Below are 23,827 nucleotides of genomic sequence, written 5' to 3'. Positions count from 1 at the left end.
AAAATGTTTAATATAGGTCTTTCAGAAATTTTAGTTGTAGCTTTAGTGAGTATAATTGTTTTTGATAAAAGTAAAGTACCTGTATTTCTTAATCTTATTAAAAATATATATAGGTATTTCTGGGTTGTAAAATCAAGAGTTAGGAAATTGTTGAAGGATACCGGAATTAAAGAATTATATGAAGGGCATAACGTTGAAAAAGTCAATTACATAATTGGTGAAGATGGCAAGCTTTATCCTACTTACAATTTAGATAGTACAAAAAATGACAGCAAAAATCCTAGTAGTAGATGATATACCATCTAATGTTAAGCTTTTGGAGGCTCAGCTAAAAGCAGAGTACTATACAGTTATTGTAGCTTATGATGGCGAGGAGGCGATAGATTTAGTAGCGGAACAGCAGCCAGATATTATCTTACTTGATGTCATGATGCCAAAAATGAGTGGTTTTGAGGTTTGTAAGAAGCTAAAGAATGATCCCTTAACGACTTATATTCCAATAATTATGGTAACTGCGCTGCATGACACTCATGATAGAGTGGAAGGAATTAATGCTGGTGCGGATGACTTTCTAACTAAGCCGATAGATGAAACTGCTTTATCTGCAAGAATTAAGTCTCTTGTGCGCTTAAAGATGATAATAGATGAGTTGTGCTTGAGAGGAGAAACTAATGCTGAGATTGGTGGAGTAGCAGAAAGCAGTATTATGGATTATTCTAATCAGATTTTTGATGCTAACATACTTGTTGTAGATGAGGACACCTTTCAAGCAGAGCAGATACACAATGTTCTAAAGCAACGCTTCAGATCAATTAAAATACTGCACGATCCAAAAGAAGCATTAAAGGTTGGTATTAAGGATAATTACGACCTGATTATTTCTGACATGCAGTTTTCAAAAACTGACGGCCTACGGTTGTGTTCTAAGTTTCGTAGTAAAGTAGAAACACGTTATACACCAATTCTGATCCTTTCTGAAGATTATGATAAAAGCAATTTAGTAAAGGCACTTGATGTAGGTGCTAATGATTATTTAACAGTACCTTTAGATGAGAGTGAATTAATAGCTAGGGTTAATTTGCAAGTGAAACGCAAAAGGTATCAAGATGCCTTGAGAATGAATTTATTTAATAATGTAGAAATGTCTATAAAGGATCCATTAACTAACTGTTATAATAGAAGATATTTTGATGCACACTTAAGAAATATTGTTAAGGATTCTGTGGAAAAAGATAGAAGTTTATCTCTTATGATACTTGATATAGATTATTTTAAGATGGTGAATGATAACTTTGGGCATAATGCTGGAGATGAACTTTTAAAGGAAATACAGAAAAGAATTTCTGAAAATATCAGAGTGACAGATTTATTAGCTAGGTTTGGTGGTGAGGAATTTGTTGTTGTAATGCCAGATACCAATGTATCAGATGCGTATACTATTGCAGAGAGAATAAGGAAAATTATTGCCAAAGAACCTTTTATACTTGTGGGTAAAAATACAACCCATAATGTAACTGTGAGCATTGGAATTTCAGCAATGCAAAGATCTGACCTTGATGATGTTAAAAATTTTATAGTACGTGCTGACAAATATTTATATAAAGCAAAAAACAGTGGTAGAAATAGAGTGGTTACTGGTTGAAGTTCTTTCAAATAAGTAGTAACTAAGATTCAAATGATAGCATAAAATTTCTCAACTCCGGAAATTTCGCATTTAACTGCAGAAATAGATATTTATTTAAAAAATACCCTGTAATTTTTAACCCTAGTCTGAATTCTTGATATGAGTAGCTATTTTGTAGGTTGTTATTGTATACATCATGCAACATCTGTGGAAAAGGTAGTAATTTATCTGCATAACAGTCACCTACTTTTTTTGACACTGCTCTACCAGTTTTTGGAGAAATAAATTGTAGATTTTCTTTCACACCTGTTACAGCACATTTTGATAGGTCTAACTTAAATCCAAGTTGCGTAAGAAGCAGAAGCTCTAAGTTAAGGTAATGACTTTGCCAAAACTGGCTATTATGTTTTATTACATCGATGAAGTGTCTAAAATTATCATACAACTTGATGCAGGATTCACTTTCTGGAAGCACTTTTTCTAATATAGACGAGAAAGAAACAATAGCAATGCTTTTTAACCTATCTTGAAAGAAATGATGAAATGGAGATTCAATCAATTCGCACTTTAAAAAACCTAGATTTTCAGGTAGCTTAGCACTCCATTCTGCATGTAATAGATTACTTATTTGAAACTTATAATTGCTATTGTTTGTTAACCTAGTTAATCCTCTGCACTTTCCATGATTTTTTGTAAATAGAGAAAGAATTAAATTTTTATCACCGTATTTTTTAACAGCTATAATAACACCTTCATCTTTCCATCTCATTTAGAGTATATTGACCATATGATATTATAGAGATAATAAAATTAGTGTAGCAAATTTGAGTTTAAGTCAACTGAAATATATTGACTTTATGTGCAATATTAGCTTTAAACCAGTAAAACAAGCTGCTTAACATATGCGCCCTCTCTATTTTAATTATATTCTTCTTTTGTTTCTATGTTGTTTTTTGCTTTTTTCAATGAAAGCCCAAACGGATGATTCGTCAGTTATTCCTATACCACAAAGAAAAAAAGAATTAGTTGAGTTAGTACAACCGAGGCAAATTATTGAAATACAGGAAATTGATGAGGATATTCCAATTCCCAAAAGAAAAAAGGGTGTAGAAAGAAAACTAAGAGAAGACATTAAAGAGGTGAAAAATGAAATAAGAGATAAGAAAAATATTGAGAACAAAGATGATGAATTGGCTGTAACAGAAATTATTAATTCTATAAGGGATAAACTGACAGAGTGTTGGAGCATTCCTGAGGGCATAGTTTATAAAGAAAGTTTTAGTATAAAAATTAACTTATTATTATCCAGTAAAGGCGAGATCGTTGTAGCCAACGTAGCAGATAGTAGTTCTTATCAAAATAATCCTCTTTTTAGATCAGCAGCAGATAATGCAATGCGTGCAGTATATAAATGTAGCCCGTTAATTGGCTTAACTGCTGAGCAGCATCACATTTGGCGCGAAGTCACGTTAGATTTTATTGTACCAAATTTGGGAGAAAAACCCTGGACTTAAAGTCCATCCTTTTAAGAATATAATTTTAAGGTGAAAAATCTCAAAGAATGTGGAATATTATAGAAAAAGCAGTCACTCTGTATATGTATCACATAGTGTGGATAACAAAATATCGATATCCAGTATTAGTTGGAGATATTGAACAGAAAGCTAAAGAAATTGTACAAGAAGTATGTGCAAATAATCAAGTAGAGAGGTAGAATTGCGTCAACATGTATACGTTTCTGTACCCCCATACTTAAGTATTAGTAAGTTAGTGCAGTTATATGTGTGATTCATAGAGGTTATTGCAACTAATTTGTCAGATCAAGTCTGAACTTGAAATACCTGTTAAGAGGTTTTGTATTTTTGAAGTGACTTTAACTCTTGGTCATGTTTGTAATTTTGCATGACAAACGTTTCTTTTGATGAAATATAATTTTTTTGTATTTCACTTAGACAAGGAATTGTTTTTTCCAGTTCTTTATATTTTTCCCAAGGAGTCTTTCCCTGAAGAGAGCTATGAGGACGTTGTTTATTATAATATTCTTCCCAATCCCTAAGCTTGACTTGCAGTTCATGATCCTTAATGTTAACGCTACTATAAAATTCATCTAAATCTGTACGCTGCGCTCTTTCTACTTTACCATTTAAATGTGGTGAAAACGGCTTAATTGGACGGAATTTTATTTTCCATTCTTTTAGACACTCTTGCACTTCGTAAGCAAAAAATTCTTGTCCTCTATCGGTTTGAATCCTTTGACAATGAAATGGAGCCCTTTCCCTTAATTGTTTTAAGAAATCCAGAGTATTTTTTGAAGTACGCCTTGAGTATAATGCGATAACTTTATAACGCGTACAATCATCTATAGCAGTATATTGATAAAGCCCCGAGGATATTTTGCAAACATCCATTTGTACACGCTCTCCTGGCACTTTGCAGTTATAACGCTTAATCTGCTTGCGATAGTGGCGTTTAATACGTAAAAGACTTACATCGTGTTTCTTCAAAACTTTGTGTATAGTAGCCAATGCAAAAGAGATATCATGTAAACGCTTCAATTCAGCTTGAATACGTCTTGCTCCTAATTTTCTAGCTTTTCTCAGATGAAGAATGAGCTGCTCATTTGACTCGTTGATTTTTTGTAAGGGTAAAGTTTTAGGCCTGCTACTAAGGTTTGACAATCCCTGTGCACCTAGCTTTTCATAACGTTTGTACCATTTTCGTAAGGTAAAGCGTGAAATGTTATAGTGTTGACACACTTTGCCTGCATGACCTAATTTTTTGTATAATTCTATCCAATTCAAACGCAACTTAACTTTGGTATCCATTTACTGATTGCCTCTTGTTGATGAATTTATTCATATTATTGTAATAAGGTATTTAAACTATCACAAGTCAAAGTTTTTATTTTATCTTACATTTTTGCTGTAATAACCTCTATGAATCACACATGTTGCTACAGCGCGTCTAGTTATTTCCACATATACACAGTTTAATCTTGGGTAGCATTCTTCAGATCTATAATCCATTACTACTGTTTTTGCAATTTTATCGTAGAAAAGCTGTTTACGTTGATCAAATATTATAGGTATAAGCATTAGGACCAATACTGGTGAAATTAAAAACCACTCATAAGTATCGAGAAATACAAACAAAAACGTCTTGAAAGTGCTTCTTATTACTACTTGCATAAAAGCAATGTTTTTCAGTGTGTTTGCATCCTTTATGTATATACCAAATAGCAATTTTCCTGGAGTCCAACCAAGTCTTATTATCATTAATACTTCTAATGCTATATATACTAAACTTGCTAGTAATGTACCTAAGTCTTCTAATATTTCATATCGTTTTGATATGAGTTCTGTATCAATGTCAGTATCAGGAAAGACATAATTAAAAAAGTTAGTAAGAGATTCTTCTGGTAATATAAATGAAATTAATAAAAAAAAGAATGAACAGCAGACTAAAAATATTGTTTGGTCAACTAAATACGCTGCAATACGTTTAGTAACTTTTGCATAGTTCATTCTAACACCCATTTGTGTGTACCCAACACCATTATCTAATGTTATTATGTTAGTGCTTAAATAATAGTAAAATTGCTGCTGATTGAGAGCATGAGAGATATTTACGTTTATATAGAAAACATGGGTTCCTTTAGCATCATAAAAATCTTGAATGTTTACTTTTTTAAAAAACATAAAAACATCGTATATTTGTGAGAACAAGCCGCGTAAAAATAAGGTTATAAAAATAGAAGATTTAAATTATTTCTATAAGCTTGAGCAAATTAGTTCGTATGTAGATATGGATGAAATGGGCTAATATGGCTAGTTTTAGTGTATAGCAAAGTCAGAATGGCTTTGTTGCATAGCACTGATAGGCATGTAAATCACAGTGAATTTACGCAGCTAATTTAAATTTAGCCATACCTATATCAGTAAATTTGTTCAATAAGTAGCACTTAATTAACAGCTCTTTTTCACGATTTACCTCTGATTTATTTTTCAAGCCAAACCCAAATATTTGCTTCAACCTATAGAAAAAGACTTCAATATAAGACCGTGCTCCATACTTAACTTTTTTCTTCCATTCATTAATACCATCTTCATAATTCTCATATGACCTAATTCTACTAATATACTTGTTTCTTTCTGATAAGTAGTCAGCTAAACAAATTTTAGTATCCTTCCTAGGGCGAATAATAGGCACAATATTGTATTTTCTGCATTCTTTATACACACTTTTTATATCATAAGCCGCATCTGCTCGAATAGAACAAATGTTATATTTATCACTGACTTCTTCTAACATATCGCAGACCGGCAAATAGTCTACAGCAATACCACTAGTGTAGTTCATGCTTATTGCTTTCTTATCATTTATGTTTAAAACAACATGTAATTTTCTTACTTGACCATAACCACTGTATTTTCTTTTTCGAATATTAAGCTTACTATGCCCACCGTTATTATTGTAGATACTAACTCTAGTGCTATCTACGGCAATTTCAACATTTTCCAGATCGTCTTTATTGCTTCTATGGTCATCAATCTTCAAATTAAGCTTTTTAAATCTTCTGGAAGCTTGTGTATAGCTGATAATCTTAAGTTTTTTGCCTATTTGTACCATATAACCTTTTACAAAACCTACAGCTTGTCTCAAGCCAATTCTAAAAAGATATGTGTATTAAAATTACAACTTTATCACTATAAGTGTTATTGCCACCTGCAACTTTTGGACTATTTTCATACCAATTTTCTATGGCTTGATTAACAAAATGAAAAACATTTCCTCTTTTTTTGAGAAACTCGTTATATTCTCTTTGGTTACTTACTCTCATTTTTTGTGGCATAAGTTGTACTTGTTTGAAAAATGCCTATTTTACAACAAAATGCGTTAGTAGCCATATATTAAAAAGCTTTTCTTCTTACAATAACCTCAACCAACACTAGCTATGCAACGATGTTATAATGGAAAAAGTAAAATTTGTGACAAGGCTTGTGATCAAGTTTTAAAGAAGCGTTCTTTGGTTGGTATTTTACTCTAAAGTCACATCTAGCTTTAAAATACAGTTTTTGTCTCATCTAAAAAAATACAAATTCTCAATTATGTAACTTACCAAAAGCCTAAATTTCTTTTGCTTTCTTCAATCTTTTCTACTCTGTTCGTTTGCCGACTTTTGTGTTTTAAGCACATCTACACTCAATGACCCTATACTAATATATACCGGATTTCTTACTACTTTTTCCGGGATTTTTTGAAAAAAAAGTTAAAATAATTTTAAGATAGCTAAGGAATTAAAGAGCTTTGAAAATCAGCTATATCTTTTACAGTAGCTTCTTCGCTATTTGAGTTGTTTCCATTTTGGAAATAACTGTTTATTTGGGTTTAAAAGAGATTATATGAGCTTTTGGCAAAACATATCCTCCCCTATCTAAATCATCAATAACGCTATAATAGCCCTTTAAAATATTTTAAAGAATTAAGTTGCAGCAGAGAGATTGTTTTGGCTCCATCCCCTTTTTGTAAAGCTAAAGATACTAATGTTAGCAAACTCTATGAACTTAAGAATAACTGCAGAAACTACCATTTTTTAAGTCAGAAAAACCATTACTTACAATTCAATAATTTTCCAAAATCAATTATGTGTGAAAAGTAACCACTATCTATAACATCATCACTTACATCATTAACGTGGATAAGGACTGGACGACATGAAAAGCCTTTTGGACGATTTAGTGCATCTATTTTCTTTTGTACCTCTTGTATTATTGAATGACCAATTTTATCTTTTGAAAATTTGATTTCGCAAATGTAGAGAGTGTTAAACTTCGTTTGAATCATATAATCAATTTGACAACCTGCACTATTACGGGTTCTTTTCTGAAAAAATGGATTCTCGCTTATTATTCCATCAATTCCTAAGATATTATGTATACTCTTTCTATTGTTCAGCACCAAATTTTCAAATTGAAGCCCAATAATTGTATACCACTCTGGTAAGAACCCTATAGAATAGGTGTCACGACTAATTTTTCCTAGATCTTTTTCGATATATTTTAGATAAAACCTTAAATAATTATCTTGAAGTCTGTACCTCCTGAGTCGTGAATCAGTACCAGTTTTTATACTCCAAGTATGATCCTTTGCAATAAAACCAGCAAGCTCAAGTTCATATAGATACTCAGAAATGCGTCCATGTCTTACGATATTTAAAGTAGCACAAATTTCTTCTTGTTCTTTAGCTCCAGTAGAAAGAGCTCTGACTATTTGCTTATAAAAAGCAGTTTTTCGCATGAATAAATCTGAGAATATTTGATTAAATTCTTCAACTAAAAACCCACCTTTTGTAAAACAAAGCCTTTTAATATTTTCTTCAGCGCTATGTTTAAAATTTACCTCCTCTAAATACTTTGGAATTCCGCCAGTTACTGCAAGCACCTTAAACTTTTCATATGCTGAAATATTTTTTGGCCAAAATTCGTTGCAATCAGAAAGTGATAATTCTCCGAGTGTTAAAGTTAACGATATTCTCCCTACGAAACCAGTGCTGCTAAGTATATTTTTCTCGATCCAGGATGAAGCTGATCCACAAACAACAAAAATTAGCTTGTTATTATTTTTTAGCTGCGTATCCCAAAAATTTTTTATTTTGCCTAAAAAGGTTGGATCTTTTGAGCCCATCCAAGAAATTTCATCAAACAGCAATAATGTTTTTCCTGATAGTAGACGTTCACCAACTGCCCATAGTAAATCGCTCCAGTCATCATACCTAGCAAAAGATGTATTAAATTGTCTAGCAACTTGTCTAGAAAATTCATTAAGTTGGTAGGACGTTGTAGTATGCCTTTCTGGTGGCAAACCTATAAAGGAGTAATATTGTTCAAAATACTTACCAAACTCTTGAATTAAACGACTTTTTCCTATACGACGTCTTCCTTTGACTACTACAAAAGATGCAGTATTTTTGTCTGTAAGCTCCAGTAGTTGTTTTAACTCAGTTTTCCTACCAATAAATAATGGAGACATAAAACACAAAATATAAATCTTTGTCTCCATTATACGAGATAAAATTAGAGACGTAAATAAATAAATTTAGATCTTTGTCTCCATCTTGAACTATTGAGAGGGTTTTGTAGCTTCTGTTTCTTCTTCTATGGCAGTAGCTAGAGACTTTTTTCCTTGAGCTTCATCTACAATTTGCTGATTTCATCACTGAGAGTTTTGCAATTAATTGCTCAGAGGTTTTAAACAAAAGCTGTTCTACTGACATACTTTGCTATACCGAAATTATGAAAACTGTTTACTTTTTTGAAAAAATATTTTACAATGAATAAAAAACTTGATAAACTAAAGTGAGGTTTTTTTATAACAAGTAAAAGATAATTTAGAAATACCTCATAATCGAGTTTTAAGCTATCTTACATGATTAACCTAGGTCTTGGTAGTATAATTGTACCCTGAAGTTGTAGAATGGCTTTAAAACGCAATTACGGGCCATTTGTTTTTTCTGAGCGTTTTCTTTCGTTTCTTTTATCAGATAACTTTGAAAGAGAGCTTTCCATTTGTCTTTCTGAGATAGGAGTAACCAAGCTTGGAGGTAATCTCAATAGGTAGGTTATAATATAAGAGGTAATATGCCAAGTAGTGGAAAATTTAAAGTGAAGGTAGCCAAAATAATTAGGGAAACAACCAGTAGCAAGTTTGATAGTCTTAATGCTAAAATGGATGAAGTAGACATTAAATGCTAAGTGATTAATGTATTTTCCATATTGAACTTACAGCACGTAGCTTTGATATAGAAGTTTGGGTAACGTTATGATAGTAATTTATATAATTCTTTGTGCAATCTTCATAGCTGTTTTAGACAGTTCATTAGACTCTTAGTTAAGGGATATGTCTAACTTAAGAAAGGTTTTCATAAATGTTCGAGTTAATAAGTAGGAATATTATGTTTTTTCCTTGAGTTGCAAGATTTCAGAATGAGAGAGACCGGTAATTTGAGCTATAACATCTATAGAAACACCGGCCTTAAGTGAGTTTTTTGCAACTTCAATTTTACCTTCAATTTTACCTTTTTGATGGCCGATTTGGATGCCTTCTTTCCTGCCCTTCTCTTCTCCAATTTGGATGCCTTCATGTTTAGCATCATCGATTTTTTGTTCCAAGATAGCAGCTTCTTTCTGTAAATCCATTACTCTTTCTTCATAAGCTACTAGGTCCTTCTCATTCCAATGAAACTTATCTAATTCATCATATGCTAGCTTTATTATTGGTGACTTTTCTGCTATTTTTCTTAAATCTTCATCCGTAGTTTCTTCTGCATACTTAAAGAAAAAGCACCATCTCTCAACAGTAGTTTCCAACTGCTCTACTTTACTTTTTGTAAATTTAGGTAGTTCAATGAAGACAAATTGAAAATCTTTTAAATAGTGCCCGTTAGTCTTTATATCGCTTATATTATGAGTGGAAATATAATAAACATCTGAAGGAAAGAGAGTACTATTGGAAATAGCAATAAAGAATACTGTCTTAAAATCGATGTAATTGCCAGACTGTCTTGAGTAAGCCTTAGCAGCATAAAGTTGGGCACGTTTCTCAAAGCCTTTATCACGAGCAAGCTGCATTTCTGCAATATACCTATTTCCGAGAGAATCCTTACAGAGGACATCAACGATGCTTTGTTTATCAGAAGCAATCTCAGGATTCATAATGGTGCTGAGAAACTCAACATCCTGAATAGCATTGACTCCAGTAAAGCCTAAGATATCATTCAAAAAATGGATAAGGATATTCTTATTTTTTTCAGTACCGAAGATTTTCTTAAATGTTAAATCTAATTTTGGATCGAGAAACTTCGAAAGAGCCATGAGAAAGTAAGATAAAAAGCATTAATAATTATACACAATTGTGAAGAAATATTCAACTAAAATGCAAACATTTTGTATATCTTTATTTGATAGTATTAACCCATATAATATTTATGGCAAATATCTCTACAAGGTATCAGATAGCAGAAAAAGTAAGGAGCTGGAGGTTAAAGCGAGGTTATACTCAAAAAGATTTAGCGGGAAAAATCGGCGTAACGTATCAAATAGTACTACAATATGAAAAAGGAACACGTAAAATTTCGATTGAAAAGTTGTATGCTATAGCAGAGATATTGTCGATTGGTATTATAGACCTAATTCCTGTATCAAATGAAAAAATCTGTTTTGAAGATGAGGGAGAGGAAATATTAAATCTAGTAAGAAAATATAAAAAGATTAATGATCAGGAATTACGTAGAATGTTTTGTTTACTAACCAAATTTGTTCAAGTTAGTGAGAAAAATAGTAAAAAAACGGAGAGAATAAAAATTGCAAAAGGTCTGGTTAAAGGAGGAGTTTCTGTTGATATTGTTGCAAAAACAATTGGTCTCTCTGCTGATGAATGTGTTGAAGAAAAAACGGGTTCTATATACTGCAAAATAGGGAAAAAGATAAAGGAATGGAGGGCAGTACAGGAATATACTCAGAAGGATTTAGCAGAGAAAATGAGTACAACACGTGACGAAATAAGCAATTATGAGCAAGGAAGAGTTGCTGTTCCACTTGATAAATTATATGCAATAGCAGAAACATTATCGATTAGTATTACAGATCTTCTAATAGAGGAAGGTAGTAAAGTAGAAAATGAATTACCGAATTTAATTGAAGAATACAAAAAGATTGAAAGCCAAGAACTACGTAATGTACTAATAAAATCTATGTTTAAAAGCATACAAATTTGTGAGGAGAAAATTAGAGAAGAAGAAAGAATCAAAATTGCAAAGAACTTAGTTAAAAAAGGAATTTCTACCGATATTATTTTGCAAATAACAGGCCTCTCTTTAGGCGAAATTCAACAAATTTAAGTAAAAAAATCAGTATCTATTAACATCTTTACTTTTTAATGAAAAAATAAGTAAAAAAGATTGAAAAATTGATTTGACTTCACTCGGAAGCTATGGCTCTATGCCAATGCTGATAAAAAAACAGCAGTAAATATTTAAAAAAAGTTTGTTGTTAGTGAAGGGTAAATTATATGAATAAAAGTAAAGAAGAAATAGAATTCAGAATATTAGAAAGCAAAGGCAAAGCACTACTTGATCGTGAAATAATGGAAACGTTTCTAAGTGCAGTACATGAAAGGCCGCAAGCTCAAGAAATTGCTAAAAATCTGGTGAATACTTATACGGGAGTAGGAAGGATTTTAGGCCGAGAAATGGATGACCTGAAAGTCATAGAAGGAGTAACTGATTCTTCAATAGCAATGATTATGTGCGTTAAGGAAACACTAGAAAGGGTACTGAGAGAAAAGCTCAAGGGAGAACCAATCATGGACTTACAAGGGCTAGTAGAATACTTGAACGTAAGTATAGGTCATGCAGAGAGGGAATGTGTAAAAATACTGTACTTGAATAAAAGGCGCCAACTAATCGGAGAAGAACTCTATATTGGTGAAATGGAAAAAGCACCGGTGTACATAAAGGAAATTATAAGAAAAGCATTAATAAAGAATGCAACATTAGTAATAATGTCACACAACCATCCTGGGGGACGCTTAGAACCTTCAGAAGAAGATCAAGCAGTAACAAAGAGCTTGGCAGCAGCGTGTAGTACTGTAAGCGTTAGATTGTTTGATCACATTGTTATCACAAGTGCAGGCTATTTTAGCTTTCGAGAAAACGGATTGTTATAGCAGAAAGTATTTGCAAATCTGCTCACTATAATTTATAATGAGTAATAAGGTGTATAATAACTGTACACTTAGAAAAATAGCGGAGGCTAATATGAATAATAAAATAATTGTACCTTTTAGTGATAAAGGGGGAGGTGTTTACGAGTTAAACGTTGATCTTGATAAATTGTCAAAAGGTGAGATGTTAAATGCTATTGTAGGAATTGGTCATGCTAACCAGCAGTCCACTTTTGTAAGCAAAATTGATAAGGCTAAAAAACCTGGAGAAGTGCCCTTCCCTAATAGAGACGTTCAAATCAACTACGGAAAGGGACTTGATTACATATATGGCACAAAACCTATAAGTGATCAAGAAGATAAAAATCCATTTACTTCCGCCTTGCAAAAAATAAAGCCAAGTATAAGCGAAAGCGAAAAGTTGAGCTGGTTTAAGAGTGCTGTGGTAGAGGCAAAAAACGTAAATGAATTGCACAAAACTATAGACCAAGTACTAGCCTCAGGAGCAAGAATAAATGCATGTGATGACGGGGAATGGAGTTTTGCAGAGTATGTAGTATTAGGTACACATTTTCATAAATTTGATAAGGTTGATCGTAAAAAGCTAATACGTAAATTAATGCTAAGCGGCGCAGAGTTTCATGATACTCTACTACAGAATAAACTGATAGGTGAAATCTATAATGAGCTACAGCCAGAAGTTCAGCCACAGATAGATGAGAGACTAGAAGAACTAGAAAAAGCTGGCGAAAGTGCTGTGCAAGAAGGAGAATTAATAGATATCGAGATAGACAATACAACATCGTATATAGAATTTTCTGATAATAGCAAGGTAGAGGTAGCAAAAATACTGAGAGAGTTAGGAAGTAATATTTTAAAAATTGGTAATAATGCAGTTGAGGTTAAAAGTGAGAAAGGAGGTATAAGAAACTATGTCGATGTGTCAGATGGCAGCTCTATTGTATTAGAATTTCCTACAAGCATTGGTAAGCTAAATATTGTATTGTACCAAGAGGCAGATCAGGTGCAAGTGAGAGTAGAAAATAAGGAAATGTGGGCTGAGTTAAAAAAAAGAGGCGAAGAGATAGGAAAAAATTGCCTCTTTGGGGGAGTGAAGCTTAAGGAAGTAGTAGAAAGAGGTAATTTTACTAGATGTGGCATATGGAATGAAAAGTATGCTATAAAAGAGATTAGCAATGATGAAGTATTGTCTCCGTGGGTAAATAGGATACGTGAAGGTAGTAAAGAAACTTTTAGAAAACTTTAATGTGTCTATAGTCACCTTTAAGGTTCCAGAGGTTTTTTCTTACCGTTATATCTGGAGCCTTAACAAAATTGAGCTATAGTAGAAAATATTATACGCATGGTTGTTTTCGTGGAAAAAAGTCTAGACTGTGAAGTAGGGGAAAAAGTAAAAAGTTGGAGGTTAGAGCGAGGGTATACTCAAAAGGATTTAGCGGAGAAAATTGGTGTAAAGTACTGGGTAATACTGCAATATGAAAAAGGGAACCGTAAAATTTCAATTGAAAGGTTATATGCTATAACTGAGACACTATCAATCAGTATTACTGATCTCATTCCTGTGTCAAAAAGCTGTCTTGAAGATGAGGGAGAGGAAATATTAAATCTAGTAAGAGAATATAAAAGGATTAACGATCAGGAGTTACGTAGAATGTTTTGTTTGCTAACCAAATTTGTCCAAGTTAGTGAGAAAAGTAGTAGAAAATCGGAAAAAATAAAAATTGCAAAGGGTCTGGTTAAAGCAGGAGTTTCTGTTGATATTGTTGCAAAAACAATTGGTCTCTCTGTTGATGAATGTGTTGAAGAAAAAGTTGGTTCTATATACTGCCAAATAGGAAAAAAGATAAAAGAATGGAGGCTAGTGAGAGAGTATACTCAAAAAGATTTAGCAGAGAAAATGAATACAACCCGTCACGAAATAAGCAACTATGAACAAGGACGCGTAGCCACTCCACTGGGAAAATTATATGAAATAGCGGAGGTGTTATCAATTAACATCATGGACCTACTTGAACTAACCATACGCGTCAAGTTAAGGAAATAAAGGTATGAAAGAGATAGAATAATAAGGTATAAGTTCTCCCAGATATACTTTTAGTGAGAGAACCAATGAATAAAATAACTTGCTTATCAAAAAAGCTCAAAGAATTTTTTAATGAAAAAGCAGAGAAAATCTCAATTACAACAAGGTTTATAAAAAGAAAGAGAAAGCTAAAAGGTTCATCATTCGTAAAAGCCATGGTCTTGGGTAATATAGGAGTTGATAATTGTAGCGTAGAAACAATGTGTCAATTACTAAACGAGGACTCGATAGATATAACAAAACAAGGTTTGGATTTTAGATTTACTGAAGAAGCAGTGGAATTTATGAAAAGGATGTATAATGAATCTGTGATTCTCTTTAAAAATATCTTGCAAGTTGATTGCAAAATCTTACAGCAATTTAATAGTGTTAAATTATTGGACAGTAGCTATATTACTCTACCTAACAGTATGGAAGAGATGTATAAAGGTTATGGTACTAGCTACAGTGGCTATGAAAGCAATACTAAGTCTGGAATAAAGTTACAATTAGTTTTCGACTACATGAATCAGATAATAGACCAACTTAATTTAACGGAGGGGGTAAGATCAGACCAGGGATATAGGAAACATTTAAGTAATATATTAAGCAATGATTTGCTAATATCTGATCTCGGTTATTTTGTGCCAAGTTCTTTTAAACAAATCAATGAAATAGGAGCTTATTTCATAAGTCGTTATAAATCTGATACCAACATATATGATGTAGAAACAAATCAAAAAATGGAGTTATTAGAATGTTTAGAGGATAAGTTATTTTTAGAAAACGAGGTATTGTTAGGAAAAGAAGCAAAAATTAGAGTAAGAATTATATGTCAGAAACTAACTGAAGAACAGTCTATGGCCAGAAGAAGGAAAGCTAATAGATTAGCAAGATCGCAGGGATATACATCCTCTAAAAGAAATCAAAAATTGTTGAACTGGTCAATATTTATAACTAATGTTCCAGAAAATAAAATTAGTGCTGAGCAAGTATTAACGATTTACAGAGTAAGGTGGCAAATTGAGTTATTATTTAAATTGTATAAAAGCCATATCAGGCTTGATAAGCTAAAAGGAAAGCCATGCAGAGTATTATGTGAACTATATGCTAAATTGTGCGCAATTCTTATATTTCACGGCATAGTTGGTTGCACAGAAGTGAAAAAGAATACAGAACTTAGCTTAACAAAGGCATTTATTGAGCTAAAAAGGCGGGTTAGAGAGTTATTTTTAGTATTAACCAAAATTAATAGTTTAAAAGCATTTCTTAAAAAACTCACTATAACTTGGTCGCTATTTTCATTAAAAGACAAACGTAGAAGGGCTAGAGTATCCACTTTAACCTCTCTAAATTTGCTCACAATCTCTTAACTTGACGCGTATGATTTGCCGGTCTGCGATATGTTAGAAGAAGTCAGTGATAAATATAACATTTGTTCTATTCGAGCAGATGCGGCTTATGATATAAAAAGTGTGTATAAAGAATGCAGAAAATACAATATTGTGCCTATTATTCGCCCTAGGAAGGATACTAAAATTTGTTTAGCTGACTACTTATCAGAAAGAAACAAGTATATTAGTAGAATTAGGTCATATGAGAATTATGAAGATGGTATTAATGAATGGAAGAAAAAAGTTAAGTATGGAGCACGGTCTTATATGAAGTCTTTTTCTATAGGTTGAAGCAAATATTTGGGTTTAGCTTGAAAAATAAATCAGAGGTAAATCGTGAAAAAGAGCTGTTAATTAAGTGCTACTTATTGAACAAATTTACTGATATAGGTATGGCTAAATTTAAATTAGCTGCGTAAATTCACTGTGATTTACATGCCTATCAGTGCTATGCAACAAAGCCATCCATAATCAGAAGAGCTGTTACGTATACTTAATTGGCAACCTTTTTGACAAACTGAACTCATCTCCTTTCAAACAATTTTTCTATATCACTTATTTTCATTTCTATATACGTTGGTCTTTCATGACCAGAATATGGAGTTTTCTCAATTTGTCTTAGTATCTCATTCATCTCTTCCAATTTCATTTTTCTTCCTGCTCCATGGCAAGCGATTGTGGCTGATATTTTATTCACCTTATCCTCTATTGACAACGTATCTTCCATTTCCGTTAACTTATCTACTATATCAACTAGCATCCCTTTTATATCTATTGTTCCCAAGATTGAAGGTATTTCTTTCACCATTATTTTATCTTCTGATTCTATTTCAATACCAAAACCCATTTCAAAAAGCTTATCTTTATAAGTTTCAACCATCTCCGTCCCTGCTTGGTTTTTAATCTCAACTATTTCAGGAAGGAGAAGTTTTTGTCTTTTTATGCTTGTTAAGCACTCGTATATCAATCTCTCGTGGTCTGCATGTTGATCTACTATAATCAGCCTATCTCCAGCCTCAGCAATAATGTAAGTATTGTAGACCTGACAGCGTGCATATCCCAGAGGATAATCCTCTATTAAATCAATTTGCTTCCTTTCTAAAACCATCGTTCCCTTTTGGGATGGAGATTCTCCATATTTAAACGTTTCTGGTAAGCTTTGCCTTCTTTCATCTGGTGCATTGAATTCTTTCATTAGACGATTTTCTAAAAGACTTGGCCTCTTTTCATAAAACTCTTTTTGATTTTTTTTCTCTTTACTATCAACCTGCTCTTGGCTTTTACTATCATTAAAAATTAGCTCCTCTTCAATACCTTGACCACTCGCTGCAAACCTCGTTGATAGTGTTTTTATTATCCCTCTTCTCACTATTTCATATATTAGCCTTTTATTCTGAAATCTTACTTCTGATTTATTTGGATGCACATTTACATCTACTTGATCGTATGGTATCTCCAAGTACAGCGCTGCAAAAGGATACCTCCCAACTGGAATAAAATCTTGATACGCATATCGAATTGCACCTATAAGTAGATTGTCTTTTATTGGCCTTCCATTAACAAACGTATAGATCTGAGTTGAATTGCCACGACTAATAGTTGGTTTACAGATGTATCCCGTAAGTTTGATGCCGTCTTTTTCCTCTTTAACTTCCAGCGAATTGCTCTGAAATTCTTCTTCTATTTCACATAGTCTGTTAAATAATGAAGTTTGCTTAATATATTTTAAGAGCTTTTTATTACCGGAAGTAAGAGTAAATCCAATACTATAGTTAATCATTGCTATGTTATTTACAATCAACTATAGCTTGTGTTTCTGCCCTTTCGGTTTTTAGAAATTTTAGTCTATTTGGAGTCGCAAAAAATAAGTCACGAACTTCAATATATGTACCCTGCAATAAAGAATAAGTGGTAATCTCTCTTATTTTTTCTCCTCCCTCATAACTTATAGACCATGCTTCATTTACTCTTTTTGCTTTCGATGATAGCCTAATTCTACTCACTGCTGCAATTGAAGGCAAAGCCTCTCCTCTAAAGCCAAGATGTCTGATCTCTATTAACTCACTATCACTTAATTTTGAAGTGGCATGCCTCATAAGTGCTAGTTCCAGATCGTTCTTTTCTATTCCATTTCCATCATCTATCACAGTTATAAGGTTACGTCCACCACTTTCTATTTTGATCTCTATCTCTGAACTTCCAGCATCTATTGCATTTTCTACTAATTCCTTTACTACACTCGCTGGCCTTGTATCTTGAACAAAGCATCTAATGTTTTAAGCTTAAGCATTAGATGGAGAAGGGGAGGACTCTGTCAGTGGTCTTAGCTCATTTGCAGCTCTTTGCTGTCCATATGCTGGAAATTCTGTTGCAATATTTACTACTGCTCTTTCTATATCTTCGGAAACTCTGTTTGCAAACAGCGGTTTTTTTCTTGCTGATTTCATGTAACGCCTCTTCTCCTCCATTTTCGTATAACTCCTTGAATCTATAAAACGTATCTCTTGAATATCCCATTACCTTGCACGCTTGAGACCCCAGTTATGGATTAGAAAACAGATAAAAGTAGAATTAATAAAGAGGGAAATAGGGTAAACTCAAGTATTTTAGCAATAATTTAAGAGGTTACCCATGAAGAAAGATATTACAGAACTTTACTGCTGCGTCGAGGATTTTTGTCGTGTAGTAGATGAAAATTTTGCAAATAAGTTCTTATCAAATGGCAAAAAACCAACCAGAGTACCAGAAATAGCGCACTCAGAAATGCTAACCATAATCCTGTTATACCACCAATCGCCATGTAAAAACTTCAAGGCTTTTTATCTTTGTTACCTTAAGTTACTCTATAGATCAGAATTTTCAAAGATGCCTTCATATCACAGATTTATTGCCTTAAAGCCGAGAGTTTTACGGTATTTAGCATTACTTCTTCAATGGTTCTGCGAACAAGCGAAAATGACAGGTACTTCCTACATTGACACTTCTACGATTGCCATTTGCCACAAGAAAAGGATCTCTAGGAACAAAGTTTTTGATGGTTTAGCAGAAATTGGTAAGAGCACGTATGGTTGGTTTTTTGGCTTTAAATTGCACTTGGTGATTAACGAAATTGGAGAAATTCAATCACTTACTCTAACCAAAGGTAACGTTGATGACAGAAAACCTGTGCCAACTATAACTAAAAGACTGACAGGACTTTTGTTCGGAGATAAAGGCTATATCAAGAAGGAGCTCTTTGAGGAACTCTTCGATAGAGGTTTAAAGCTTGTCACTAAAGTGAAAAAAGGCATGAAAAACGCACTAATCTCACTAAAAGAGAAGGCTTTATTGAGAAAAAGGTCGATTATTGAGACAGTCTTTGGTTGTTTAAAAAATAAATTTGAGCTTGAAAATACACGGCACAGATCGCCAATAAATTTTCTGGTACATATTTTTCTACATTAATTTCATATTCCATGCAGTCAAAAAAGCCTTCTATTTCTAAGCCTTACTGTGTTGGTTAATCCATAACTGGGGTTTGAGATACATTCCCGAGCTGTTTTGCTAGCTGTGTGATTCATAGAGGTTATTGCAACTAATTTGTCAGATCAAGTCTGAACTTGAAATACCTGTTAAGAGGTTTTGTATTTTTGAAGTGACTTTAACTCTTGGTCATGTTTGTAATTTTGCATGACAAACGTTTCTTTTGATGAAATATAATTTTTTTGTATTTCACTTAGACAAGGAATTGTTTTTTCCAGTTCTTTATATTTTTCCCAAGGAGTCTTTCCCTGAAGAGAGCTATGAGGACGTTGTTTATTATAATATTCTTCCCAATCCCTAAGCTTGACTTGCAGTTCATGATCCTTAATGTTAACGCTACTATAAAATTCATCTAAATCTGTACGCTGCGCTCTTTCTACTTTACCATTTAAATGTGGTGAAAACGGCTTAATTGGACGGAATTTTATTTTCCATTCTTTTAGACACTCTTGCACTTCGTAAGCAAAAAATTCTTGTCCTCTATCGGTTTGAATCCTTTGACAATGAAATGGAGCCCTTTCCCTTAATTGTTTTAAGAAATCCAGAGTATTTTTTGAAGTACGCCTTGAGTATAATGCGATAACTTTATAACGCGTACAATCATCTATAGCAGTATATTGATAAAGCCCCGAGGATATTTTGCAAACATCCATTTGTACACGCTCTCCTGGCACTTTGCAGTTATAACGCTTAATCTGCTTGCGATAGTGGCGTTTAATACGTAAAAGACTTACATCGTGTTTCTTCAAAACTTTGTGTATAGTAGCCAATGCAAAAGAGATATCATGTAAACGCTTCAATTCAGCTTGAATACGTCTTGCTCCTAATTTTCTAGCTTTTCTCAGATGAAGAATGAGCTGCTCATTTGACTCGTTGATTTTTTGTAAGGGTAAAGTTTTAGGCCTGCTACTAAGGTTTGACAATCCCTGTGCACCTAGCTTTTCATAACGTTTGTACCATTTTCGTAAGGTAAAGCGTGAAATGTTATAGTGTTGACACACTTTGCCTGCATGACCTAATTTTTTGTATAATTCTATCCAATTCAAACGCAACTTAACTTTGGTATCCATTTACTGATTGCCTCTTGTTGATGAATTTATTCATATTATTGTAATAAGGTATTTAAACTATCACAAGTCAAAGTTTTTATTTTATCTTACATTTTTGCTGTAATAACCTCTATGAATCACACAGGTTTACTCCTTTACATTTGGCAGCACAAAATGGTCACAAAGATATAGTTAATCTTCTTCTAAAGGAAAAGGCTGATGTTAATGCTAAGAATAAGAAAGGTGCTACTCCTTTACATTTGGCAGCAGAAAATGATCATACATATATAGTTGATCTTCTTCTAAAGGAAAAGGCTGATGTTAATGCTAAGAATAAGAAAGGTGCTACTCCTTTACATTTTGCAGCAAAAAATGGTCATACATATATAGTTGATCTTCTTCTAAAGGAAAAGGCTGATGTTAATGCTAAGAATAAGAAAGGTGCTACTCCTTTACATTTTGCAGCAAAAAATGATCGTATAGATATAGTTGATCTTCTGCTTTCTAACCCAAATATTAATGTTGGTTGTATAGATCTTAAACTTATTACTGGAAAAAGTGCAAGCAAAAAAAATCTTGTTCAAAAAAGACTTCAAGATAATGAATTGTTTAATATGCTAAAACAAGCAGCAACAGAAATAGATGAAAATAAAGTAGATGAATTACTGGAATCAAAAAATAAGTATAGTTTCAAACCAAGCTTAAACTACTCTCCAGATGGTAATAATGAAAATACGACTATTGAAATTGCTATTAAAGCTGGTGGAAAGTTATTAGATCTTTTATGTACTTATGCTGAGAAGAATATAGGTACAGACACTGAAATATTTAAACGACTCAAACATGCTAAAGAAAACTCTCATTCTAAGAGAGATCTTTGTGATGTTTCTGTTTTAAAACATTCTACTCCAGATCAAGGCTTTTTGTTTAGTAATGGTTAATGCTTCCTTCTATAATGCAAAACCCATACTCACCCAACCTAATTGATTACTTGCAATCTGGATTCCAGTTTTAAGCTACTCGGATGACAGAGAAAGGGCTACTTGCATGACATGAAAAGGAGCACCGAGCAGATCACTTCTTCACAAGGATCTTATCAGCAACACGCATATCAATTATGCTCCAATTGCTAAAAGTAAAGTCGGTTGTATTTTGCAAGTGGCTTAAATAATCCCATGCGCTATAAGGATTATCTTCAGGCAATTTTACTGTGGCACTGTCATCGAGTATGATATTCCATCTTCTATTTCCTACATAAACACAAGAAGAAATATGATCACTTAATTGAGTTTTCCTCTCTAGTATATACTTAATGAATTTTAGGCTTGATAACGAATTTTGTCCTTTGATTATAACGAGGTTATCTATCTGGTAATCATCTACGATTACTTTACCTTCAGAGTCAATTACTGAAGTTCTGTTATCATCTTTCCAAAGAGCAAAAGGTTTGTGTTCATTTACATCAATGAGTAAGGTGTTGGGTAAAATCCTATAAATTCTTACATGTTTTATCCATTCACTTACAGATTGTATATTATCTGTTAGTTTTGAGAGTGATACATACATGATAGGTTGTGTTCTATCTACTAAACTTAGAATGTCCTGTTCATTTGTAAATTTGTTTCCAGTAACGGTTACTTTGTCGATTGAAAATCCATTGCTAATTAATAAGCTCGATAAGCGATCGTTACACCAAGTAAAGTAGTAATTGAATCGATTTGTTATTTTATCAAGTGAACTATAAAGTACTAGTGTAAGGAAGAGTGCAGTTATAATCATGAAAGCACACTTGCGCAAAAAACTCCTTTGGCTTCTAGTAACATTGTTCAACATCGGCTTGATCTCTAATATTCTTGTGGTGTAAACTGTCTTTGACAATAATTTTAATTAATTCATTAAAATCAATTCCTTTTGTCAATTTTGCAATTTCTGGTACTAACGATAATTCAGTAAAGCCAGGATGTGTATTAATCTCAAGCATTTTTAAAGTGTTATTTTGGGGATTATAACGGAAGTCTGAGCGGGAAACAGTTTTGCATCCTAAAAATTGATGAACTTTTAGTGCGTGTTCCAAGGTCATTCTATATATGTTGTCAGGAATTTTAGCAGGAAATATATGTTCTGCAAATCCATCTGTATACTTTGCTTCATAATCATAGAATTTATTTTTTGGTCGTATTTCCATAGTGCCAATTGCTTCGTTCAGCAATACAGCAGTATGTAACTCTATACCCGGTATGTATTCTTCTATGATTATCTTTTCCATTATAGTAGAACTGTTATTTTTTAGCTCTAAGTAATCCTCATGTGAGAAAATCATGTGTACTCCAATGCTTGAGCCTTCGTTAATCGGTTTTAAGACGTACGGATAATCAACTTTAATATTATTTTTTAGCACATCTTCTCGACTAATTACATAACCTCTTGGAGTGTCGATATTAAGAGAATGGAATATATGCTTTGACATCACTTTATTCATAGCAACAGCCGAAGCCATAACTTCTGAGTGTGTATATTTTATACCTAAAATCTCCAGCAAACCTTGAATACAGCCATCTTCACCATAAGGTCCATGTAGAGCAATAAAAGCAAGAGCGGGATTAGTTTTTTTAAGCTTTTGAGCAATGTTGCTATCAACATCTATTTCTATTGCATTATATGAAAGGCTATCAAGCGCCTTCTTTACTGCTTTTCCGCTCATAAGCGATATTTCTCTTTCGCAAGAAAATCCACCACTTAAAATTGCTATAGTTGGAACCATAAGCACCCTAATATTTTGCTATATATCATATATAAAAGATACTTTTATCTTCAATAGAAAAAACGCTTTGAAAAATTCCACAGCTGTACAGATATTGAAACTTGCAGATGGTGTCATGCAAACTGGTTCCTTTATGATCAGACACCAGATTGCAAGTAAAACTGGAAGATCTTTTTCAGTAATATTCTTTAAAAATTTAATTTTGTAATCCACTTGATTTCCACTTTACATCTTTGTAATCAACTGTTTCTACACCTTCAATGTCATATTGATCAGCAACTACAGATAGTTCCATTTCATGATCTATTAAAAACCTTTCTGCTGATTCTTGAGTGGGCTGCTTAGTAAGCTCAACTAGTTTAGTAAAATGCTGTAAAGTTTTTTTACTGAAAGATACATTAGCATTTGCCGTAAGTTTTGCCAAAGTTCATGAGTAATTGTACAATATTTTCCTGAAATTTTCAAGAAAGTAAACTTATCTGGAAAGTAATTATGCTGATATAAATATTACAATTTTATTAACACATAAATGCTACCGTGGCGTTAGTTTTTTAATTTAGGAGTATATTATGGTTATACCTACACAAAACTCGAATTCATTAACGTTTCAGGCACGTAACCTATCTCATATTTGCCACAAAAACTGTGAAGAGGCGTTCAATGAAACAGACAAAC

18 protein-coding genes and 6 pseudogenes are annotated in these 23,827 nt (G+C 32.8%); 12 read left to right on the top strand and 12 right to left on the bottom strand.

The features are described 5' to 3' along the window. The first annotated feature begins 3 nt into the window (after window positions 1-3). Together tatB and M1L26_RS03830 are read left to right on the top strand one after the other, a co-directional pair. Window positions 4-294 (top strand): Sec-independent protein translocase subunit TatB, encoded by a 291-nt coding sequence (gene tatB, locus M1L26_RS03835; RefSeq protein WP_211908077.1) that lies wholly within the window; start codon window positions 4-6, stop codon window positions 292-294. Next, on the top strand, window positions 266-1,642 hold the full coding sequence (locus M1L26_RS03830; protein WP_250119970.1) for a PleD family two-component system response regulator: 1,377 nt from the start codon (window positions 266-268) through the stop codon (window positions 1,640-1,642). The genes tatB and M1L26_RS03830 overlap by 29 nt, the downstream gene beginning before the upstream one ends. Before the next feature lie 22 nt (window positions 1,643-1,664). Here M1L26_RS03830 and recO read toward each other — a convergent pair whose 3' ends face one another. Continuing rightward, complete coding sequence (recO, locus tag M1L26_RS03825; RefSeq protein ID WP_007302913.1) at window positions 1,665-2,393, bottom strand: DNA repair protein RecO; 729 nt, start codon at window positions 2,391-2,393, stop codon at window positions 1,665-1,667. Between the two features lie 196 nt (window positions 2,394-2,589). On the opposite strand from recO, the gene M1L26_RS03820 reads away from it, so the two are divergent. Continuing rightward, window positions 2,590-3,138, top strand: a complete 549-nt coding sequence (locus tag M1L26_RS03820) for a hypothetical protein (RefSeq protein WP_250119969.1) — start codon at window positions 2,590-2,592, stop codon at window positions 3,136-3,138. A gap of 49 nt (window positions 3,139-3,187) precedes the next feature. After that, a pseudogene (locus M1L26_RS03815) lies at window positions 3,188-3,403 on the top strand (transposase); the annotation flags it as partial. A gap of 65 nt (window positions 3,404-3,468) precedes the next feature. On the opposite strand, the gene M1L26_RS03810 reads toward M1L26_RS03815, so the two are convergent. The 5 genes and pseudogenes from M1L26_RS03810 to M1L26_RS03785 all read right to left on the bottom strand — a co-directional run bounded on the left by M1L26_RS03810 (window position 3,469) and on the right by M1L26_RS03785 (window position 10,494). Next, window positions 3,469-4,449 (bottom strand): IS481 family transposase, encoded by a 981-nt coding sequence (locus M1L26_RS03810; RefSeq protein ID WP_250119961.1) that lies wholly within the window; start codon window positions 4,447-4,449, stop codon window positions 3,469-3,471. An 81-nt stretch (window positions 4,450-4,530) separates the two neighbouring features. Then, window positions 4,531-5,349, bottom strand: coding sequence for an RDD family protein (locus M1L26_RS03805; RefSeq protein ID WP_250119968.1), 819 nt, complete (start codon window positions 5,347-5,349; stop codon window positions 4,531-4,533). Window positions 5,350-5,524: 175 nt separating this feature from the next. Beyond that, window positions 5,525-6,476 (bottom strand): annotated as a pseudogene (locus M1L26_RS03800) (IS5 family transposase). A 758-nt stretch (window positions 6,477-7,234) separates the two neighbouring features. After that, window positions 7,235-8,653, bottom strand: a complete 1,419-nt coding sequence (locus M1L26_RS03790) for an AAA family ATPase (RefSeq protein WP_211908129.1) — start codon at window positions 8,651-8,653, stop codon at window positions 7,235-7,237. Between the two features lie 920 nt (window positions 8,654-9,573). Continuing rightward, window positions 9,574-10,494: an Rpn family recombination-promoting nuclease/putative transposase gene (locus M1L26_RS03785; RefSeq protein ID WP_250119966.1), complete on the bottom strand. Its 921-nt coding sequence runs from the start codon at window positions 10,492-10,494 to the stop codon at window positions 9,574-9,576. A gap of 113 nt (window positions 10,495-10,607) precedes the next feature. Here M1L26_RS03785 and wmk (M1L26_RS03780) point away from each other — a divergent pair, with 113 nt between their 5' ends. The 6 genes and pseudogenes from wmk (M1L26_RS03780) to M1L26_RS03755 all read left to right on the top strand — a co-directional run bounded on the left by wmk (M1L26_RS03780) (window position 10,608) and on the right by M1L26_RS03755 (window position 16,111). Next, window positions 10,608-11,519, top strand: a complete 912-nt coding sequence (wmk, locus tag M1L26_RS03780; protein WP_250119965.1) for a WO male-killing family protein Wmk — start codon at window positions 10,608-10,610, stop codon at window positions 11,517-11,519. Window positions 11,520-11,689: 170 nt separating this feature from the next. Further along, window positions 11,690-12,346 (top strand): JAB domain-containing protein, encoded by a 657-nt coding sequence (locus tag M1L26_RS03775; RefSeq protein ID WP_250119964.1) that lies wholly within the window; start codon window positions 11,690-11,692, stop codon window positions 12,344-12,346. Window positions 12,347-12,437: 91 nt separating this feature from the next. Next, the gene (locus M1L26_RS03770; protein ID WP_250119963.1) at window positions 12,438-13,610 is read left to right on the top strand and encodes a hypothetical protein; all 1,173 of its coding nucleotides are present in this window, start codon (window positions 12,438-12,440) and stop codon (window positions 13,608-13,610) included. Between the two features lie 96 nt (window positions 13,611-13,706). After that, window positions 13,707-14,375 (top strand): annotated as a pseudogene (gene wmk / locus M1L26_RS03765) (WO male-killing family protein Wmk); the annotation flags it as partial. 98 nt (window positions 14,376-14,473) lie between these two features. Next, window positions 14,474-15,799, top strand: coding sequence for an IS4 family transposase (locus tag M1L26_RS03760; RefSeq protein ID WP_250119932.1), 1,326 nt, complete (start codon window positions 14,474-14,476; stop codon window positions 15,797-15,799). A gap of 30 nt (window positions 15,800-15,829) precedes the next feature. Beyond that, a complete protein-coding gene (locus M1L26_RS03755) occupies window positions 15,830-16,111 on the top strand; it encodes a transposase (protein ID WP_250119962.1) in 282 nt (93 codons plus the stop codon). Between the two features lie 232 nt (window positions 16,112-16,343). Here the strand turns inward: M1L26_RS03755 and mutL are convergent. Next, window positions 16,344-18,093, bottom strand: a pseudogene (mutL, locus tag M1L26_RS03750) (DNA mismatch repair endonuclease MutL). A gap of 51 nt (window positions 18,094-18,144) precedes the next feature. After that, window positions 18,145-18,355, bottom strand: a pseudogene (locus M1L26_RS03745) (helix-turn-helix domain-containing protein); the annotation flags it as partial. Window positions 18,356-18,451: 96 nt separating this feature from the next. Here M1L26_RS03745 and M1L26_RS03740 point away from each other — a divergent pair. Continuing rightward, window positions 18,452-19,323: pseudogene (locus tag M1L26_RS03740) on the top strand (IS982 family transposase). A 108-nt stretch (window positions 19,324-19,431) separates the two neighbouring features. Here M1L26_RS03740 and M1L26_RS03735 read toward each other — a convergent pair. Further along, window positions 19,432-20,412, bottom strand: a complete 981-nt coding sequence (locus M1L26_RS03735; protein WP_250119961.1) for an IS481 family transposase — start codon at window positions 20,410-20,412, stop codon at window positions 19,432-19,434. A gap of 59 nt (window positions 20,413-20,471) precedes the next feature. On the opposite strand from M1L26_RS03735, the gene M1L26_RS03730 reads away from it, so the two are divergent. Continuing rightward, a complete protein-coding gene (locus M1L26_RS03730; protein ID WP_370107313.1) occupies window positions 20,472-21,332 on the top strand; it encodes an ankyrin repeat domain-containing protein in 861 nt (286 codons plus the stop codon). A 133-nt stretch (window positions 21,333-21,465) separates the two neighbouring features. On the opposite strand, the gene M1L26_RS03725 is transcribed toward M1L26_RS03730, so the two are convergent. From M1L26_RS03725 to M1L26_RS03715, 3 genes are all read right to left on the bottom strand, one after another. Then, window positions 21,466-22,224, bottom strand: a complete 759-nt coding sequence (locus M1L26_RS03725; RefSeq protein ID WP_211908130.1) for a cell division protein FtsQ/DivIB — start codon at window positions 22,222-22,224, stop codon at window positions 21,466-21,468. Beyond that, a complete protein-coding gene (locus M1L26_RS03720; protein WP_250119959.1) occupies window positions 22,205-23,158 on the bottom strand; it encodes a D-alanine--D-alanine ligase in 954 nt (317 codons plus the stop codon). Before M1L26_RS03720 ends, M1L26_RS03725 begins: the two co-directional genes overlap by 20 nt. Window positions 23,159-23,348: 190 nt before the next feature. Then, the gene (locus tag M1L26_RS03715; protein ID WP_211908132.1) at window positions 23,349-23,576 is read right to left on the bottom strand and encodes a hypothetical protein; all 228 of its coding nucleotides are present in this window, start codon (window positions 23,574-23,576) and stop codon (window positions 23,349-23,351) included. Window positions 23,577-23,827: the final 251 nt, after the last annotated feature.

Origin of the sequence: Wolbachia endosymbiont of Ostrinia scapulalis (assembly GCF_023559145.1) — a bacterium.
Lineage (GTDB): Bacteria > Pseudomonadota > Alphaproteobacteria > Rickettsiales > Anaplasmataceae > Wolbachia.
Note: the sequence above shows the minus strand (reverse complement) of the source record. Positions and strands in the feature narration are given on the sequence as shown.

What these genes read in the sequence shown, in the direction of transcription:
- tatB (WP_211908077.1), top strand. Translation starts at nt 4, where the DNA reads ATGTTTAATATAGGTCTTTCAGAAATTTTAGTTGTAGCTTTAGTGAGT.
- M1L26_RS03830 (WP_250119970.1), top strand. Translation starts at nt 266, where the DNA reads ATGACAGCAAAAATCCTAGTAGTAGATGATATACCATCTAATGTTAAG.
- recO (WP_007302913.1), bottom strand. Translation starts at nt 2,393, where the DNA reads ATGAGATGGAAAGATGAAGGTGTTATTATAGCTGTTAAAAAATACGGT.
- M1L26_RS03820 (WP_250119969.1), top strand. Translation starts at nt 2,590, where the DNA reads ATGAAAGCCCAAACGGATGATTCGTCAGTTATTCCTATACCACAAAGA.
- M1L26_RS03810 (WP_250119961.1), bottom strand. Translation starts at nt 4,449, where the DNA reads ATGGATACCAAAGTTAAGTTGCGTTTGAATTGGATAGAATTATACAAA.
- M1L26_RS03790 (WP_211908129.1), bottom strand. Translation starts at nt 8,653, where the DNA reads ATGTCTCCATTATTTATTGGTAGGAAAACTGAGTTAAAACAACTACTG.
- M1L26_RS03785 (WP_250119966.1), bottom strand. Translation starts at nt 10,494, where the DNA reads ATGGCTCTTTCGAAGTTTCTCGATCCAAAATTAGATTTAACATTTAAG.
- wmk (WP_250119965.1), top strand. Translation starts at nt 10,608, where the DNA reads ATGGCAAATATCTCTACAAGGTATCAGATAGCAGAAAAAGTAAGGAGC.
- M1L26_RS03775 (WP_250119964.1), top strand. Translation starts at nt 11,690, where the DNA reads ATGAATAAAAGTAAAGAAGAAATAGAATTCAGAATATTAGAAAGCAAA.
- M1L26_RS03770 (WP_250119963.1), top strand. Translation starts at nt 12,438, where the DNA reads ATGAATAATAAAATAATTGTACCTTTTAGTGATAAAGGGGGAGGTGTT.
- M1L26_RS03760 (WP_250119932.1), top strand. Translation starts at nt 14,474, where the DNA reads ATGAATAAAATAACTTGCTTATCAAAAAAGCTCAAAGAATTTTTTAAT.
- M1L26_RS03755 (WP_250119962.1), top strand. Translation starts at nt 15,830, where the DNA reads ATGTTAGAAGAAGTCAGTGATAAATATAACATTTGTTCTATTCGAGCA.
- M1L26_RS03735 (WP_250119961.1), bottom strand. Translation starts at nt 20,412, where the DNA reads ATGGATACCAAAGTTAAGTTGCGTTTGAATTGGATAGAATTATACAAA.
- M1L26_RS03725 (WP_211908130.1), bottom strand. Translation starts at nt 22,224, where the DNA reads ATGTTGAACAATGTTACTAGAAGCCAAAGGAGTTTTTTGCGCAAGTGT.